This window comes from Streptomyces sp. NPDC058620 (assembly GCF_042717135.1).
Taxonomy (GTDB): domain Bacteria; phylum Actinomycetota; class Actinomycetes; order Streptomycetales; family Streptomycetaceae; genus Streptomyces.
Window position 1 is genome coordinate 1 of sequence record NZ_JBHXQO010000016.1, and the last position, 16,927, is coordinate 16,927.

General features: G+C 69.7%; 13 protein-coding genes and 1 pseudogene. 6 read left to right on the top strand and 8 right to left on the bottom strand.

The window, feature by feature from the left end; all coding sequences use genetic code 11:
- The 3 genes from ACFWSK_RS17580 to ACFWSK_RS17590 form a co-directional block, all read right to left on the bottom strand.
- The coding region (locus ACFWSK_RS17580) for an FG-GAP-like repeat-containing protein (RefSeq protein ID WP_383786565.1) at positions 1-3,272 on the bottom strand (3,272 nt) is incomplete at its 3' end.
- A 503-nt stretch (positions 3,273-3,775) separates the two neighbouring features.
- On the bottom strand, positions 3,776-5,002 hold the full coding sequence (locus ACFWSK_RS17585; RefSeq protein ID WP_383786568.1) for a DUF2254 family protein: 1,227 nt from the start codon (positions 5,000-5,002) through the stop codon (positions 3,776-3,778).
- On the bottom strand, positions 5,002-5,313 hold the full coding sequence (locus ACFWSK_RS17590) for a hypothetical protein (RefSeq protein WP_383786571.1): 312 nt from the start codon (positions 5,311-5,313) through the stop codon (positions 5,002-5,004). The genes ACFWSK_RS17585 and ACFWSK_RS17590 overlap by 1 nt, the downstream gene beginning before the upstream one ends.
- A gap of 303 nt (positions 5,314-5,616) precedes the next feature.
- Here ACFWSK_RS17590 and ACFWSK_RS17595 point away from each other — a divergent pair, with 303 nt between their 5' ends.
- Positions 5,617-5,751 (top strand): hypothetical protein, encoded by a 135-nt coding sequence (locus ACFWSK_RS17595; protein WP_383786574.1) that lies wholly within the window; start codon positions 5,617-5,619, stop codon positions 5,749-5,751.
- Positions 5,752-5,775: 24 nt separating this feature from the next.
- On the opposite strand, the gene ACFWSK_RS17600 is transcribed toward ACFWSK_RS17595, so the two are convergent.
- Positions 5,776-6,759, bottom strand: a complete 984-nt coding sequence (locus ACFWSK_RS17600; RefSeq protein ID WP_383786576.1) for a LuxR family transcriptional regulator — start codon at positions 6,757-6,759, stop codon at positions 5,776-5,778.
- Positions 6,760-6,973: 214 nt separating this feature from the next.
- Between ACFWSK_RS17600 and ACFWSK_RS17605 the strand changes: the two genes are divergently transcribed.
- Entirely contained in the window at positions 6,974-8,389 is a 1,416-nt protein-coding gene (locus tag ACFWSK_RS17605; RefSeq protein WP_383786578.1) for an aminopeptidase P family protein, read from the top strand.
- Positions 8,390-8,579: 190 nt separating this feature from the next.
- Positions 8,580-9,104, top strand: coding sequence for a hypothetical protein (locus tag ACFWSK_RS17610; RefSeq protein ID WP_383786580.1), 525 nt, complete (start codon positions 8,580-8,582; stop codon positions 9,102-9,104).
- 531 nt (positions 9,105-9,635) lie between these two features.
- Here the strand turns inward: ACFWSK_RS17610 and ACFWSK_RS17615 are convergent.
- On the bottom strand, positions 9,636-10,781 hold the full coding sequence (locus tag ACFWSK_RS17615) for an epoxide hydrolase family protein (protein ID WP_383786583.1): 1,146 nt from the start codon (positions 10,779-10,781) through the stop codon (positions 9,636-9,638).
- A 63-nt stretch (positions 10,782-10,844) separates the two neighbouring features.
- Between ACFWSK_RS17615 and ACFWSK_RS17620 the strand changes: the two genes are divergently transcribed.
- Positions 10,845-11,813, top strand: coding sequence for a helix-turn-helix transcriptional regulator (locus ACFWSK_RS17620; RefSeq protein WP_383786586.1), 969 nt, complete (start codon positions 10,845-10,847; stop codon positions 11,811-11,813).
- 298 nt (positions 11,814-12,111) lie between these two features.
- Positions 12,112-12,600 (top strand): hypothetical protein, encoded by a 489-nt coding sequence (locus ACFWSK_RS17625; RefSeq protein ID WP_383786589.1) that lies wholly within the window; start codon positions 12,112-12,114, stop codon positions 12,598-12,600.
- Here the strand turns inward: ACFWSK_RS17625 and ACFWSK_RS17630 are convergent.
- From ACFWSK_RS17630 to ACFWSK_RS17640, 3 genes and pseudogenes are all read right to left on the bottom strand, one after another.
- The gene (locus tag ACFWSK_RS17630; RefSeq protein WP_383786591.1) at positions 12,587-13,876 is read right to left on the bottom strand and encodes an MFS transporter; all 1,290 of its coding nucleotides are present in this window, start codon (positions 13,874-13,876) and stop codon (positions 12,587-12,589) included. The two genes, ACFWSK_RS17625 and ACFWSK_RS17630, sit on opposite strands and share 14 nt — an antisense overlap.
- Before the next feature lie 237 nt (positions 13,877-14,113).
- A pseudogene (locus tag ACFWSK_RS17635) lies at positions 14,114-14,416 on the bottom strand (helix-turn-helix transcriptional regulator); the annotation flags it as partial.
- Positions 14,417-14,637: 221 nt separating this feature from the next.
- A complete protein-coding gene (locus ACFWSK_RS17640) occupies positions 14,638-16,047 on the bottom strand; it encodes a hypothetical protein (protein WP_383786594.1) in 1,410 nt (469 codons plus the stop codon).
- A gap of 277 nt (positions 16,048-16,324) precedes the next feature.
- On the opposite strand from ACFWSK_RS17640, the gene ACFWSK_RS17645 reads away from it, so the two are divergent.
- On the top strand, positions 16,325-16,774 hold the full coding sequence (locus ACFWSK_RS17645; protein ID WP_383786597.1) for a spore-associated protein: 450 nt from the start codon (positions 16,325-16,327) through the stop codon (positions 16,772-16,774).
- Positions 16,775-16,927 lie beyond the last annotated feature (153 nt).

A 16,927-nucleotide genomic window follows, 5' to 3' on the forward strand; every position in this document is an offset into this window, starting at 1 on the left:
GCACCCAGAGCCGGTGCGTAGGTGCCGAGTGCGGTCCAGCCGCCGTTGGCGTTGCCGCCCTGGTTCAGCCACGCCTTGGTCGAGCCGTCGGTGGCGACGGCGAGGTAGTCGGCGCGGCCGTCCGCGTTCAGGTCCGCGAACCGCACCTGATCACCCGTGACACCTGTGCCCGAGATGATCTGCCCCATCGAGGTCCAGCTCCCGGGCGTTCCGTTGTTCAGCCAGGCGCGCACGGAGCCGTCCGTGGCGACCACCAGGTAGTCGTCCCTGCGGTCCGCGTTGATGTCGGCGAAGCGCAGCTGAGCGGCCGGCACACCGGCACCCGTGGCGAAGGCCCCGGCGGCCGTCCAGCCGCCTCCGCCGACGCCGCCCCCGTCGCCGCCCTTGTTCAGCCAGGCGCGCACGGCGCCGTTGGGCTCCACCACGAGATAGTCGGCACGCCGGTCGGCGTCGATGTCCGCGAACCGTACCGAGGACCCGGGCGCATCGGCGCCGGAGGCGATCTGTCCGGCGCTGGTCCAGCCGGAGGTGCCGGGACCGCCCTTGTTGAGCCACGCGCGCACGGCGCGGTTGGAGTCGACGACGAGGTAGTCGGCGTATCCGTCGGCATTGGCGTCGGCGAACCGCACCTGATCGGCGGGGACTCCGACCCCGGAGGCGATCTGTCCGGCGCTGGTCCAGCCGGAGGTGCCCGTACCGCCCTGGTTGAGCCACACGCGCATGGCACCGTCCGGGTCCACGATCACGTAGTCCGCGTACCTGTCGGCGTTGACGTCGGCGAACCGAACCTGGCCACCCGCCAGGGTGACCCCGGAGGCGATCTGTCCGGCGCCGGTCCAGCCGGAGGTGCCCGTACCGCCCTGGTTCAGCCACGCCCGCACGGCGCCGTTCGGGTCGACGACGAGGTAGTCGGCGTACCCGTCGGCGTTGGCGTCGGCGAAGCGCACCTGGCCGCCGGCGAGCGGCACCCCGGAAGCGACCTGGCCGGCGTCGGTCCAGCCGGACGTTCCCGCGCCGCCCTTGTTGAGCCACGCGTGCACGGCGCCGTTGCCGTCGACGGTCAGGTAGTCGGCGCGCCCGTCCGCGTTGAGGTCGACCTGGTAGTCACCGAGACCGGCGCGCGGCGGCGCGGGACGCACCGTCACCTGCTCGCTGATCCACCCGCGACGCGCGGCCTGCGCGATGCCCCCGGCGAAGACGTCCGCCATCTTCACGTAACCCTGGTCGTTGGGGTGGAGGCGGTCCCGGAGGTCGGCATGGGTGAGCGATCCCATGCTGACGAAGCCGACCTTGTGCCCCTGGGCCTGCCGGGCCGCGACGATCCCCGGCACCTGTGCGTTGTACGCGTCGATCCGGGCCTGCACCGTCGACGAGGTCGAGGGGACGAGGTCTGCGACGACGATCGCGGTCTGCGGGGATGCCGCGATCATCTGGTCGATGAGGGCGGCGAGCCGTGCGGGAGCGGTGGCGACCTGGCTGTCACGGTCCATGTCGTTGGTGCCGATGTGCAGCAGCACCACGTTCGGTCGGGCCACCTCCATCCAGGTGTCGATGTTCGCGGCAAGGCCGTCGATCAGCCAGCCCGAGTGCCCCTCGTGGTCGGTATCCGGCATCACCCCGTGCCGCAGCGAGCCCACGAAGTCGAGCACACCCGCCCTGGGGACGAGCTGCGGCCACAGGGCGGCGCGATAGCTGGAGCGGGTGCTGCTTCCGGCGCCTTCGGTGATGGAGTCGCCGAGCGGCATCACGGTCAGGCGAGGGACCTGCCAGTTCTCGCCCAGTTCGTCGGGCGTCCCGCCGAAGCCGGGGGTGTCGCCGTGGTACACGTACTGGTTGAGCGCCTGGACAGCACTCGTGGCGCCACCCCGGTCGAAGTAGTCCACGGCGAGGAAGTTCGGCTTCTTGCGAGCGGCCGGCGAGCAGAACCGCTGCGTGCGGTCGAGCACCTTCTCGTTGTCCGTCTCGGCAGTCCGGGCGACGGCCGCATCGCGGAAATGGTTCATCACGAAGAGACGACGGAACGCGGGCTCCTCCTGCGACAGCGGAAGCTCGCCCCATCGCGTCGTGCAGGTCCAGTCCGACTCGCCGATCCCCGGCCCCATCGTCCAGTGGTTCTCGACCGTCCACTCACGTTGGTGCATGAACCCGAGAGCGGTGTCGCCCTGCGGCGAGGTGACTTTGTCGCTCCGGTCCGAGAAGAGAACGAGGCGTTTGTTCGCATCCCTCATCTTCGAGACGGTGGGCCACCCCTTCTCCTTGACGTTCCAGGCGATGTCCGAGGGGAACCCGGGCAGCTTGTCCTTGCCGGGGTTGAACAGCAGCCCGTCGAGCTGGCCGCCCGGCCGGAGGTCGTCGCCGACCTCCGCCTCCATTTCGGCGTACGAGGTGTAGTCCTCCAGGAAGACCGTGAGGATTTCGTTCCGGTTGGCCGGGTCCTTGAGGAAGTCACCGATGTGCGTGAAGACTTCGGACAACGGCTGGTTCGTCAGGGCGCACAGTTCGTGGCACATCCGCACCCGGCCGTTGGCCGAGTGCGCGTCGAGCATGAGCGCCCGCACTCCGCCGGCCAGTTGGTCGCGGATGGAGACGGGCTGGTTGGCCAGGGGGAAGGCGAAACCATCCGCGTCGAAGTTGTTGTTGAACGCGTTGTGCGCGGTCAGGAACGTCATCTGGTCGAACGTCGGATCCGCCGGCATCGACGGCCGGCTCGGGGTGACCGGCGTGACGTACCACAGCTGCCGGTCGCCCTCCTCCCGCGTCGTCGCGAAGGTGACGTCGCTGCTGACCTGCCGGTCCAGCGGAGTCTGGAGGGTTTCCTGGTAGCCGACGGGCCGGATGCGGTAGCGCTCACCCCTCACCCGGTCGAACACCCAGTCCGTACCGGAACCGGCGCAGTCCCGGAACGCGAGGCGCGCCTCGCCCTCGGAGTTGGAGTCCCGTCCCATACAACGGTCGCCCTCGGTACGGCTCTTCACCTTGTACGTCGTACCGTCACCGGACGCCTCGAGATACCACCACTGGTCCGCCTCGTCGCCCTTCGGTGGCGTCGCGCGGAAGAGGATCTCGGTCCCGGAGATCTGGTATCCGCCCCCGCCCCGGCCCCTGTTGTTGCCGTCGGGGTCCCCGTCACCGACACTCTGGATCACGACGGTGGTGTTGGTCGGAGGCCCTCCCGCAGCCGGCGCGGCGTCAGCCTTGGAGGGCGCCACGGACACGGCCACCGTGCTGACGAGCAGAGCGCCGGCCAGAGACAGGACAGCGGTCCGCATCATGGTGCGGACGCGGCCTCGTGCGTACCACCGCCGATGCCCTGCGGCGTCCCCGGGGTCCGGGGGCCGGAAGTCCTTACTACCGGCAGCACTTGGGAATGGTCTCATCAGTCACCCTTTGCGTAACGGAGGCAGCCGGACAGCAGTTCCGGCAATCCGAGCACACCGCCGGCCGGCCCCGACACACCTTTGTCCTGAACAGAAGTGGTGCGGAGGGTGGATGGCTCCATACGGCATGACTCGGCGACAGCCTGACGGACCGCCCTGTCGGTTCGCTGTCGTCTCGCTAACGCGGCGATCGTCAGCCCGTTGCGGGAACGGTGGGGTCATCAAGCAGCAGGACGGGGAGAAACTCTCCGTGCAGGGCAACATCGTGGATCACGAGTACGCGATCGAGCGGGACGGTTACAAGATCGCTGAAGTGCCCCAGCGGTGGTTCCGCCCCCGTGCCACCTACGGTCCGGATGCCGGCGCCGGTGTCGAGCACGCCACTGTGCCGGAGTTCGTCATTCAGTCGGGGAGGCGCCTCGCGTTTCCTTCCACAGCAGCGGGAAGCGCTGGGCGAGTTCGGCCTCCACCCAGGCCAGTCGGCCTTCCAGCTGTTCGTGCCGGTCGGGGTGTTCCAGGGTGTGAAGGCGCATGAGCAGGGTCCGTAGCCGTGTGAGGGTCATCGGGGAGGCAAGGGCGGCTGCGATGACGTCGTCGATCCCGGTGTGCAGGAAGTCCTGCCAGCCGGGCAGAGCGACCATGACGCGCACCGTTCCCTCTTTGTCGGCGAAGTGCAGCAGTTCGCAGGAGGCGGGAGCGGGTACGGCGAGCAGGTCCTCCAGGTGGTCCAAACCCTGGACGGCGGTGGCGGGGTCGTTGACCCCCGGCGACAGGGCGCGCAGGACGATGTCTGCCAGGATCCGGAAGGCGAGCAGGGGATCCTGGTCGAAGGTCCGCTCCACCCCCGTGACCAGACATGGAAACACCGCGGAAGCCTCCAGATCGCCATGGATGTCGGCGACCACCGTGCCCGGCGGCAGCGCCGTCCCCGGTGCCATTTTCAGCGCCACGACGGCGTCGGCCCGCCGGGCGGCGCGCAGGAGCTGGTCCATGTCGATCTGCTGCAGCACGGCGTGGGGGCGGGACCAGGTAACCGTGGCCGTGGGCCTCGGCAAGGGCCCCTGAACGCTCGGCCGCACGGTGGCGGGCACGTTTCCGCGGTCGTACAGGGTGCTCAGGACGGCGTGGCCGCGTTCGCTCACCGCGTGGAGGACGGGGGCGAGCTGGATGGCGGAGAAGGCCCGCAGTTGCAGGGCCCGCAGCAGCCCCAGAAGGACCAGCAGCAGGAGCCCGGCGGCGGCAGGCACCATGACCGTCACGTGGGGGCGGGTGCCGGTCGACAGCACGGCTGTGAGGCTGTAGAGGGCCAGGCTGATGGCGAAGGCGAACGTCTGCCAGACGAGCGGCGAGTTGCGGAACATCGTCAGACGAGGGGTGAACGAGGTGTGTGCCCACTGCACGACCAGGAACAGCATCGAGAAGATCACCGCGGTCAGTCCCAGGACGCCCAGGCCCAGACCCAGCAGCATGTCGTTGACCTGAGCGCCCGATGCCTGGGGCCCCCGGGTGATCCTCGGCAGCAGCAGGCCCAGGCCCGTCCCGGCCAGAGCGAACAGCAGTTGGGTCCGCTCCGCCCGCAGAGTGTTCCTGCGGCGCAGCGGAGCAGGTCCGGGCGGGGCGGCCATCAGTACTCCCTCTGCGACTGGGCCGCGCATCTCCCCGGCCGCCCTACGAGCACATCACGGACGGCACCGTCCCGCATCGTCGCTCGCCGCCTCGACGCGGGGACGGCGGGGCCGTGGCGTGAGATCCTCAGTGGAGTCGGCACTGCGGCCAGGGCGATCAGGACCACCGCGAGCACCGAGCGCGAGCGGTGCTTCTTCGCCGGCGCGGGAGCTGTCCGCGAGCCCGCGAACCGGCCGCGCAACTCGGCCAGTTCGGCTCGCTCGTCATCGGCAAGGGGCGCGGGATTACCGCCTGCCGCCGATTGGCTCATTCCGCGTCCCCTGTGTGCTCCCCGACTCGCCCGAACTAGTTACAGCTGAGACCAGCCGCTCACCGTGCGCCATTCGGGGCGGCAGCCCGGCGGGCCCCTCGACCGGTGACTGCGTGCCGGTGGCCTGGGCCACCGGCTGGTCGCAGCGCGCCGCATGCGCCGGCACCCCCTGGGGCATGGGCGCTTGGCCCAGGCATGCCTCGGGGTCCGCCGACGGGAACATCCCCCGAACCGGGCGATGCCAGGAGAAGGGCACAGCCCGGAGAATGAGAGGCGGGACCGGCCACGACGGACCAGCCCACTGTGACGGACGAGGCCCATCTGTTCGGCCTGCTGACTCGCTTCCAGTCCCTGGGCCTGCACGTGCTGGAGATGCGACAGATGCGGGGCGAGCACAACCCGACGACCCCGGAAACCGACCGTCAGGACGCAGCCTGACCGAAACCGTCTCAGGCGTGCCGGTCAGAGCCATCCGCAGCGCTGCGCCTGCAAGGCCATCTGGAAGCGGTTCGCGGCGCCCAGCCGCGCCATCAGGATCTGCAGACGGCGGAACAGCGTGCGACGGCTGATCCCCAGTTCCCGGGCTATGACGTCGTCGCTCGCGCCGCCCGCGAGGAGCGACAGGAGGCGGCGGTCGGCGGGTGGCAGGCCACCCGGGCCAGTCCTGCGGCCGTGGAACGGGAGGGCGTTCTGCCAGGACTGTTCGAACAGCGCCATGAGAGCCGAGAGCAGGCCGCACGGCTGCACGACCAGCATGGTGTTGTGCACGTCGGCCTCCTTGATCGACAACGACACGAGCGCGTACGCCTCGTCGATGATCACCAGCTTGACCGGCACCGAGGGCAGCACCCTGGCCTGTTCGCCCGCCTTGATGCACGGTTCGATGACGTCCTTCAGACGGCCCGGATGCTCCAGCGACTCCCGCGAGTACACGACCCGCTGTGTCACACCACGGGCGAGCGTGGCCAGCGCGTCGTCCGTGGCTCCGGGCAGCGGGAAATACGGTGGCGACTCGAACTGGCGAATCTGATCACGGGCGCTCGCCCAGGCCTGACGCACCCGGGGGCCGATGGCGTCGCCGGTGACGACCTCGACGAGATGGTCGTTGTACGCGGCGAGCCGCTGACGCCGGAACGACTCGAACGCGCCCCCGACGGCGATGCGCGACTCCTCGACCTCGGCCGCCCGGTGCCGGGCGAGGATCTCCAGGCCCGCGGTCGGCGGTACCGGGGCCACCACCTCCCCACCCACCTCGGCGGCACTGGCCAGACCCGCGTCGACCAGCGTGTCGTACGCCGTGGCGAGTTCCGCACCGCCCAGACCGGCGGCGGTGCCGATCGCACTCAGCGGAGCGGGGGACAGCTCCAGCAGGGCCAGGTAGACCTTGCCCGCCGCGTGATCGAGTCCCAGAAGCCGCAGGGCTTCGCCGAGTTTCGCGTTTGTCATACGCCGATTATCGACGGCATCCGTCGGTGCGGTGGCCGATCCGTGCCAGTGGCGCTTCTGGGCGCCATGCGCGCACGGTGGGGGATACCGTCCAGAAGCCGCCGAGGACCGGCGGCAGCGAGGGCGCCCGGACCGCACCGGGGGAGCTAGGCCCGTTCGAGAGCTTCCTCTGCCCCTCGCCGCTGAGAAACCCACTGAGAAGAAGGTGCAGGACGTGGCGAAAGGCCGAAAGAACGGTCTCTACTCAGGGATCTCCGAGGAACTGTCCGCGCTGATGCGGACGGGCTGGGCGGACACCGAGCAGCGCGACCTGCAGCTCGGCGAGCAGGCCCCGTACGCGGCCCGCCGCCGCGCCGCGCTGTCCGCGCGCTTCCCGGGCGAACGCCTCGTGATCCCCTCCGGGAACCTCAAGGTCCGCTCCAACGACGACACTTACTCGTTCCGCCCCTACTCGGGCTACGTGCACATGACCGGAGACCAGGCCCGGGACGGCGCTCTCGTCCTCGAACCCCGTGCGGACGGTGGCCACGACGCCTACTGCTACCAGCTGCCGCGGGACGGCAGGGACGACGACGAGTTCTGGACCGGCGCCACGGCTGAGCTCTGGATGGGCCGGCGCCGCTCCCTCGCCGAGGCAGAGCTCGTGCTCGGCCTGCCCTGCCGAGACATCCGCACGGCGGCCCGCGACCTGTCGGCAGCCTCCGGTGCGTCGCCGACCCGGATCGTCCGTGGTCTCGACGCCTCCATGGAGGCCGCCGTCACCACCGAGGAGGAGCGCGACGCCGAACTGGAAGGCGCGCTCAGCGATCTCCGCCTCGTCAAGGACGCATGGGAGACAGCCGAACTCCGCAAGGCCGTGGACTCCACCGTGCGCGGATTCACCGACGTGATCGGTGAACTCTCCAGGGCCGTCGCGTCGTCCGAGCGGTGGATCGAGGGCACGTTCTTCCGCCGCGCCCGCCTAGAGGGCAACTCCGTCGGCTACGGCTCGATCTGCGCCGCGGGCGAGCACGCCACGATCATGCACTGGACGGACAACGACGGACCCGTACGCCCCGGAGACCTGCTCCTGCTCGACGCAGGCGTGGAGACGCACACCCTCTACACCGCCGACGTCACCCGCACGCTTCCGATCAGCGGAACCTTCACGCCCCTGCAGCGCAAGGTCTACGACGCCGTGTACGAGGCCCAGGAGGCCGGCATGTCCGCGGTCAAGCCGGGCGCCGCGTACCGCGACTTCCACGAGGCGTCCCAGCGCCACCTGGCGGCCAGGCTGGTCGAGTGGGGCTTCATCGAGGGCCCGGCCGAGCGCGCGTACGAACTCGGCCTCCAGCGCCGCTTCACCATGGCCGGCACCGGGCACATGCTCGGTCTGGACGTCCACGACTGCGCGCAGGCCCGGAACGAGGCGTACGTAGACGGCGTACTGGAACCGGGCATGGTGCTCACCGTCGAGCCCGGCCTGTACTTCCAGCCGGACGATCTCACCGTGCCCGAGGAGTGGCGCGGCATCGGCGTCCGGATCGAGGACGACCTGGTCGTCACCAGTGAAGGTCACGAGAACCTGTCAGCGGGCCTGCCGCGGTCGGCGGACGACGTCGAGGCGTGGATGGCCCGGTTCGCGGGCTGACGGCGTCGAAGCCGGACAAGACGGCCTGGCGGACCCGATGCGCCAACGGGTCCGCCACGTGCCGGGCGGACTCTTCACGCCCGGGAGCCCGCGGGTGGACCGCACTTCGCGAACTCAGTGGTATGACGAAGTGCCGCCAGCTTCTCCACCTTCTCGTGCGTACGGGGACGGAAACCGGCAGGGTGGGCTCATGGACAACGGGTGGGCGGCAGTTGTCGCGGGTGCTGCCGGTGCGGGAGGCGCCGCCGTCGCAGCGTGGGCAACCGGGCGTGCCATGGTCAACCAGGCCCGCGTGCAGGCGCGGGACCGCCACGAGCACTGGCTGAGGGAGCAGCGCCAGGAAGCCTACGGCGCGATGCTCGCCGCGGCCGATGCTGTGCATGACGCCCTTGAGGAGGTGATGCGCGGCCGTACGGCCTCCGCGTCCGCCGAGGAGTTGAGGCCCGCATACCTCGCGGTGAACGCGGCCTTGAGGGTGAACCAGCGAGCGACACGCGCGGTGCTCGTTCTCGGCCCTGACAGTGTGGGCCGCCTGTGTATGCCCGTACGCCACGCTCTGGAGCGAGTCGTCCTGGTGTGGCGTGAGCCGGACATGCCCTTCGACCAGCTCGCCATTGACCACGCTGCGGCCATGGACGAATTCCGGGACGCGTTCGCGCGGTTCTGGATCACTGGCTCCGAGGTCATTCAGGAGTCGCGGCCGCAGGCGAACTGATCCGACGGGCCCCGCAGCCTGTCGGAGCCGCCCCGCGTACTGCTCTTCCCAGAGGTGAAGCAGCCGTGCCAGCTCTCCCTGAGTGAGCGCGTTCCGGTGCTCCAGCGAGGTGACGAACCCCGCTACGGCGGACATGTTCACCGGGTCGCGCAGCCGGTCGTGGAGCCAGTCGGCCTCGATGCCGGTCAGCGGCCGGTGACGGTGGGGCTGCGTGCGGCGATCGACGGAGGTGTCGAGCTGAAGGAGGAACTGGCGGACACCGGCCGGGTCCTCGGGGTCGGGCAGCCCCGAGTCGTCCGGTTCGTGATCCGGTCCAGCGAGAAGGCGCCCTGCGCCCCGCCGTCGACGACCTGTAGCCGACCGGACCGTTCCCGAGACCGGCCGCGACGGCGGCGTGGTCACCGCCCCAGTAGAGAAGGAGGCCGCGGGTCAGGGCGCACGCGGAACGGTTCAGCCCGGACAGTCCCGGCCCGGCAACTGCGAGGCCCAGCCAGGACTGCCCGGGCATGCTGGCGGTGACACCCGGAAACGTCAGCCTTCGGGCGAGCTGAAGAAGGCGCGGACATCGGTGACGAACGCCTCGGGCTGCTCCAGTGCGAGGAAGTTGCCGCCGTGCTCCAGCTCGCTCCAGTGGGTGATGTTGTGATCCCGCTCGGCGAAGCGGCGGATGGCGACATCGGTCTTCAGAGCGACGGCCACGCCGGTCCGGACGGTGCCGCGCGCCTTCGGGGCCCAGGCGCTCGGGTCGTGGCCCGACTCGTAGTAGAGGTTCGCCGAGGAGCCCGCCGTGCCGCTGAACCAGTAGACGCTGACGTTGGTCAGCAGGCGGTCGCGGCCCACAGCGTCCTCGGGGAGTTCGGCGGCGGGGTCCGTCCACTCCTTGAACTTCTCCGCGATCCAGGCGAGTTGGCCGACCGGCGAATCGTGAAGCCCAAAGGCGAGTGTCTGCGGGCGGGTGGACTGGATGGCGTTGAAACCCATCTTGTCCTGCTGGAAGGTCTCCAGACGTGCCAGCCGCTCCTGCTCGGACTCGGTCAGCCCGTCGAATTCGGCGGGGTCTCCGGACGGGAAGGTGACCAGACCGTTGACGTGGACGCCGATGACCTGGTCGGGTGCCTGGCGCCCCATCTCGGCGGCGATCCAGGCGCCGCCGCCCGTTCCCTGAACGCCGTAGGAGCTGTAGCCGAGCCGGTCCATCAGCTCGACGAACGCGCCTGCGATGCGGCCCGTATTCCAGCCTGCCTCACCGAGCGGACCGGAGAAGCCGGTACCGGGCGTTGAGGTCACGATGACGTGGAAGTCCTCCGTCAGCGGCTGGATGACCTCGACGAACTGCACGAACGAGCAGGGCCAGTCATGCAGCAGAAGCAGCGGGACGGCCGTCGGGTTCTGCGAACGGACGTGCAGGAAGTGGATGTTCTGGCCGTCGATCTCGGTGGTGAACTGGGGGAACTCATTGAGCTCCGCCTCCGCCTTGCGCCAGTCGAAACCGTCGGCCCAGTACGCGGCCAGGGCCTTGAGGTAGTCGGTGGGCACGCCCCGGCTCCAGCCGGCTCCAGGGATCTCGCTGCCCCAGCGGGTACGTGCCAGCCGCTCCCGGAGATCGTCGAGCTCGTCCTGCGGGACGTCGATGCGGAAGGGGCGGATCCGGGCGTCGGTGTTGCTGCTGCTCTCCATGGGTAAAACAGTATCTTCGATATAGGCACGATACGTTCCTAAAGACACAACAGGCTGGGCTCCATGCTTGATACCTCCGCACGATTGCTGCGCCTGCTCTCTCTGCTGCAGACCCCGCGAGCCTGGCCGGGCTCCGAACTGGCCGAGCGGCTGGGGGTGAGTGGCCGTACGGTCCGCAACGACATCGACCGATTGCGCGAGCTCGGCTACCCCGTGGACGCCACACGCGGAGCCGCCGGCGGCTACCGGCTGGGCGCCGGAGCGGCGATGCCGCCGCTGCTGCTCGACGACGAGGAAGCCGTGGCGGTGACGATCGCCCTGCGCACCGCTGTACAGGGCGCCGTCCCCGGCACCGAGGAGACCTCCCTGCAGGCGCTGGCCAAACTGGAACAGGTGCTGCCCTCGCGGCTGCGCCGACGCGTACGGGCGCTCCAGGCGTACACGGTCGCCGTGCCCGCAGACCGTCCGGCCCCGGCCGTCTCCGCGGATGTGCTTACCACGCTGGTGTCGGCCTGTCGTGACCGGGAGCGACTCCGTTTCGACTACCTGAACCACGCCGGCTCGCCCACCCGCCGCCTGGTCGAGCCGTATCGGGCGGTGAACTGGGGCCGGCGCTGGTACCTGGTGGCGTGGGACGTCGAGCGCGAGGACTGGCGGACCTTCAGGATCGACCGTATTCAGCCCCGCACCCCCACGGGACCGCGCTTCGCCCCGCGCGAACTGCCCGGCGGCGACGTCGCGGCGTATGTCTCCCTTCGCGTGTCGAGCGCGGCCTGGCGCCACCACGCGCGGGTGACCGTCCACGCCCCGGCAGCGGCGGTGATCGAGCGGATCAACCCCGCGGTGGGCACGGTCGAGGCGATCGACGCCGACAGCTGCGTCCTGATCACCGGTGCCGATACGGTGCAGACGCTCGCTGTCTACCTGGGCATGCTCGACTTCGACTTCGACGTCACCGAGCCCGCGGAACTGGTCGCCCACCTACGGCGACTCGGAAACCGATACGCCCGCTCGACGCCTCCTGCCGACTGAGGCGACCGGCCCCGCGATCCCTCGGTGGACCGCGCGGTGCGCTACTCAGGTGGCGGTGGGTTGCCCGGCATAAGACCCCCTGCGCGCAACCGAGTTCAGCGCGATGCGGCGCAGCGGCGGCCCCACGTCGCGGCCCTGTGGACAGTGGTGCGGCGGTTGGCCACTCTTCGACGTGCCACCTGGCCCAGCACCGCCACCACGGGAGGAACCCGCGCCATGAGCATTCCGCACCGCCTCATCGGTTCCGGCGACCACAAGGTCCTGGTGCTCCACGACTGGTTCGGAGGGCCGTGCCGGTGTGGTGATCCCTCACAAGGAGGCCGCTCTCTGTGCGCGGATCAACGACGAGTGGGAGCGTCTCGCGCTTGAGCGGGGCCTCGTCTCGAAGGGGGCGGAAGGCGGACGGGAGTTTCTGGTCGGGCTGGACATCTCGGGGTCGGATCCGAACGAGGCGGAGCCGGAGGAGATCTCGTGCAGGTGGGTACGGGTGGAGCTCGCGCCGGAATGGGACGTGGCCGGAGCCGGTTGTGCGAGCTTCGTCCTGGGGGCCGGAGCGGGCAACCCGGCCTTCATCATGGCCTCGCTCGATGGGGAATTGCTCATGCACGGCGGTTACTACCAGGACGGCATCGCCCTCTCGGTCGTTGCCCACCCCGGGAGCATCCCGAGACTCCGGGAGGATGCGCGCAGTCGCGCCTCCTCCGGGTATCTGGAGGACGTGCAGCGGCTCTGGGTGGAACGCTGGCCGGCAGCCCAGTCCGGCGACTCAGCGGCTACGGACGCGTAGACCGACTCGGGCCGCCCTCGACGAGGTGTTCGTCCGAGGGCCGGCGCCCCTCTGAGCCTCGGCAGGTTCGGGGCCAGGTGATCTTCCGGGCGTGATGGGACCACACGAGCAGCACCATGACGGCGGCGGACGTCCCGCTGAGTGCCATGACCATGGACGGGGAGGATCGGTCGACCACGATGCCTCCGGCCAGGGCCCCGAGGGAGATGGTCGCTTGGAACGAAGCGGTGAAGAGGACTGAGGACGCCTCAGGCGTGTCTGGACATGCCCTCGCGAACCAGGTCTGGGAGCAGACCGGAACAGCGCCGTAGGCAACGCCCCAGAGCATGAGGAGTGCCAAGGCACCGAAATCGCCTTTGCCGAACACAGGGAGCATGAAGGTCGCTCCGGCGATCATCAGGGCCGCGGCTGAAAGAGTGGCCCGCGGATATCGTCCGACGACTGAGCCGCCCAGGAAGTTGCCCGCGATCCCCGCAGCTCCGTAGGCGAGCAGGTACAGCGTGATCAGCCCCGAGCTGATGTGAGTCACCTGCTCCAGAAACGGAGTGACGTAGGTGTAGGCGCCGAAGTGGGCGAGCACGACGAGGAAGGTCGCTGCCAGGGCGAAACGGGTGTTCACGCTTCTGAGCGTGCCGGTGAGCACACTGAGGCGAGTCGGTTCCTCGGCCGGCAGAGGTGGGACCACCAGAAGCAGCATGACGAAGACAGCGAGGGTCAGGAAGCCCATGGCGAGAAAAGCGATACGCCACCCTGCGATGTCTCCGATGAAGGTACCCAAAGGCACTCCGAGGACGGAGCCCAAGGGCACCGCGGAGAAGATCACCGCGGTGGCACGGCCCACTGATTCGGCGGGAACCAGCCGGCCGGCCAGCCCTGCCCCGATGGACCAGAAACCCCCGATGGTGACTCCGACCAGCACACGGGAGAGCAGTACGAGCCAGTAACTCGATGCCGCGGCGGCGAGGAAGTTCGCAACTGCCAGCAGCAGTATGAAAACGCCCAGCATGAGTCGACGGTCGATGCGCCCGGTGGCCACGGTCACCACGGGTGCCGATAACGCAGCCAGAAACCCAGGCATGGTCATCATCAGACCAGCCATTCCATCGGAGATGGTAAAGCTCGAACCGATCGACGTCAGCAAGCCGATCGGTAGAATTTCGGTGGTGACGATGGAGAAGATGCCCAGCATCACCGAAATCACTGCCAGCCACGAAACGAGTGGTGAACGAGCGGGAGGGGCGGGACTGTCGGTGGAATCGGCGATTGCGATGGACATGGATTCCGTCCTCTGCGGAGCGTCACGTGCGGCGTGAGCACCATTGCAGCAGGAACGGAACTCATCCTCTGGCAGATTTGCGACGTCAACAGCGCTGTCACACAGAGGCTCGCGATAGCGGGCCATGCCTGGGGGAAGTGGCCGCATCCCAGGCCCACATGCCCGGAGTGGTGGTCCCACGACGTACATCCGCCCGGCGCAGCTGCTGCCGGCCGAAGAGGCGGGGTCGCCCTTGATTCAGTTCCCCCGCCGGTACGTACCGGGTGCCGTTCCGTGCGATCGTTTGAACGCGTTGGCGAAGGCGAACTCGGACGTGTAGCCCGCCTGGGCGGCGATGGATCTCAAGGGCGCGTCCGATGTCCGCAGGAGGCGTGCTGCCGTGGCCATCCGTCACCAGGTCAGGTAGCCGATGGGCGGTTGACCGGTCAGCAGCGCGAAGCGCCTGGCGAACGGAGCCCGGGCGAGACCGGCTTCCGCCGCTGATTTCGCCACCGTCCACGGCGAAGCCGGGTCTTGGTGGATGGCGTGGAGAGCGGTGGCACCGTGACGACGGCCAGCCGCTGTTCTGGCCGAGCCGTTCCTGTCGCCACGTCAGCCGCTTGCGATGCGAGCGGGCGCCTGCCCCGGATCGGGAGGCGGACGGCAGGTCCGGCGTCGCCCTGGTAAGCCTTGTCCGCCCAGGACTTGATGCCGTCGACGGCGAGCGTGGCGGGGATGTCGTGGGTGCGGGCCGCGGTCGATCGTGACAGCCGATGCGGGCATCAGCTCCGGGAACCGTTGGGTGGCAGCGGTTCGTAGCGGGCGCGTTGCGCCTCGTGCGCGACCTCGGGGTCCTCGTCCAGCTCCAGCGCGGCCAGGACACGTTTGCGCAGACCGAGGCTGTGGGCGCAGAGCAGCCGGAGGCCGGCCCGGCGTACGTGACGAGGACGTCCCGGAGCCAGCAGAGAGGCCAGCCACGTCTCGGGAACGAGCAGGACGTAGGGGACGAGCGCCTTGCGGGCGGTACGTACTAGAGGCGGGTGGGGGTCTTCCATGGCGGCCATCAGCTCGTCGGGGGAGAGCGCGTCCGTCATGAGCAGTGCGGCGAGCGCGGCGGCGCGCACCCGGCCCTCCGGATGCGCGGCCAGCGGGCGCAGGAGAGCTGTCGCATCGGGCGTTCCGGACTCGGCCAGGCCGAACAGGGCTCCCGGCGGCAGGCCGGGAGCACGGGGGTCGGCGCACAGGGCGCGGTAGTACGACGCAGGGTCGCCGCCCTCCAGTGTCAGCACCAGACGGGCGGCGGAACGCACCCGGGCCGACGGGTCGGACAGGTAGGCCGCGGCTTCCCGGCCTCGGCCGGCCCTGTGCAGTGCCGTCACGGCGGAGGACCGGGTCACGGCGGAGGAGGCATGGAGCAGGGGATCCAGGAGCTGCCGCGGGGCGTCGGCGGTGACCTGGGCCAGCAGCGCGGCGGTACACAGGTGCCGGACGGCCCGGTCGGGGGAGCTGAGGGCAAGCTCTGCCAGCTCGGCGGGCGCGAGCAGCTCCCGCTCCACTGAGAGCCGGGCCCCCAGGATGCGGACGCGCGGCAATGGACTGGTGTGGAAAGGGGCTGCCAGGCCGGTCGGCAGAGGGCCGGCGGTGGCCATGACGCGTTCCAGTGCCCAGCCACCGTGCGGGCGCAGGCTCAGACGCAGGGCCAGGGGTACCATCTGCGACGCCATCGCCGCGGACGCGTCCAGGGCCCTGCCTGCCATGCGGCGGGCTCGCCTCCGCACCTGCGGATGACTGTCGGCGCAGCGGATGAGGAGCAGAGGCAGGAGGGCCGGCCGCCCGACGGTGAAGGCCAGCGCGGCTTCACGCGCCTGCCACCGGTCGTGGCAGAGGACGATCGCGTTCTCCGGCTCGGGGGGCGGGAATCGTGACCAGGTGACGTCGAGGGTTTCCTCGTCCCAGCGTGGGGCGGTCGCCCAGTCGACGGACCCGGTCCCCTGGGCGCGGCGGTCGCGGAGCATGGCCCCGAGCGGCTGGCCCCCGCTGCGTCGTGCGGTCGCCGACCGTATCCGACGGTCGAGGTCGACCCACGCCTCCGGGTCAGCGGTGTCCAGGGCTGCGGTCATGGGCTCGCCCAGGAGGAGCAGGTCGTGCGGAGGCAGGCGCAGCGTGGGCGACAGGGGGATTATTTTCCGCATGCTCGTAGCCTAGAGAACCGCTGGTGGCCGCAGTAATCGGTGACGGGTCCCAGCATGCGCTCCTGCTTCTCGGCAGTCGCGACCACCCTGCCCCCCCGGCAGTCGAGGCTGCCGAAACCCTTTTCGACGCGATCGCCCCGTGGTCCGGTCCGGTGAGCGGCCCGCTCGTGTGGCTGTTCCACCCGGCGCCTCTGTGTTCTCCCGGTACAACCATCCTTGGCGCTCGGGGGTCACATCAGGTGGGAGCAAACCGCTCTCGGGGACACAAGGGGGAAATATGAGAAGTGTGCGTAATATCGCGACTGTCGGGGCGTTGACCACGCTGGTGGTGGGCGCCACGGCCGTGATCGGCACGACTGCCTCTGCCGCACCCAACGTCACACCGCAGGGCGTGTGCGGCAGTGCCTACAAGACCGTGAACTCGGTGCCCGTAGGCTCGCTGGGCACCGTCTATCTGACGTACAACTCCTCGAACGGGAAGAACTGCGTCGCGACCATCCGCGCCAACCCGGGCACGGCCAGGGACATGTCCACGTACATCTACGTCCCCGACACGGACGCGTGGGCCGGGGACTCCGGGTACTTCACGTCGTACGCCGGGCCGGGCTACGTCTACGGCAGGGGTCACTGCGTGAGTTGGGGTGGCCACATCTCCAACGTGTACGTGTCGGTGGAGAACTCCAACTGTGCAGCGCGTAAGGAAAGCCGGGTCACCGAGATCCGCTGATCCGGCTCGCCATCCGGCCCGCGACTTCCCGTGCCGCCCGTTACCCGGAGTCCGACCGCCTTACCGTGGACGGTTGCCGGGAAGGCGTCCATGCGCCGCAGGCGGCGCGGGATCTCGTAGTGGGCCGGACCAGCACGTCAGAGCCCGGGGGAG

Coding starts and splice junctions, on each gene's coding strand:
- ACFWSK_RS17585 (WP_383786568.1), bottom strand. CDS start 5,002: ATGGCCGCCCCGCCCGGACCTGCTCCGCTGCGCCGCAGGAACACTCTG.
- ACFWSK_RS17590 (WP_383786571.1), bottom strand. CDS start 5,313: ATGAGCCAATCGGCGGCAGGCGGTAATCCCGCGCCCCTTGCCGATGAC.
- ACFWSK_RS17600 (WP_383786576.1), bottom strand. CDS start 6,759: ATGACAAACGCGAAACTCGGCGAAGCCCTGCGGCTTCTGGGACTCGAT.
- ACFWSK_RS17610 (WP_383786580.1), top strand. CDS start 8,580: ATGGACAACGGGTGGGCGGCAGTTGTCGCGGGTGCTGCCGGTGCGGGA.
- ACFWSK_RS17615 (WP_383786583.1), bottom strand. CDS start 10,781: ATGGAGAGCAGCAGCAACACCGACGCCCGGATCCGCCCCTTCCGCATC.
- ACFWSK_RS17620 (WP_383786586.1), top strand. CDS start 10,845: ATGCTTGATACCTCCGCACGATTGCTGCGCCTGCTCTCTCTGCTGCAG.
- ACFWSK_RS17630 (WP_383786591.1), bottom strand. CDS start 13,876: ATGTCCATCGCAATCGCCGATTCCACCGACAGTCCCGCCCCTCCCGCT.
- ACFWSK_RS17640 (WP_383786594.1), bottom strand. CDS start 16,047: ATGCGGAAAATAATCCCCCTGTCGCCCACGCTGCGCCTGCCTCCGCAC.
- ACFWSK_RS17645 (WP_383786597.1), top strand. CDS start 16,325: ATGAGAAGTGTGCGTAATATCGCGACTGTCGGGGCGTTGACCACGCTG.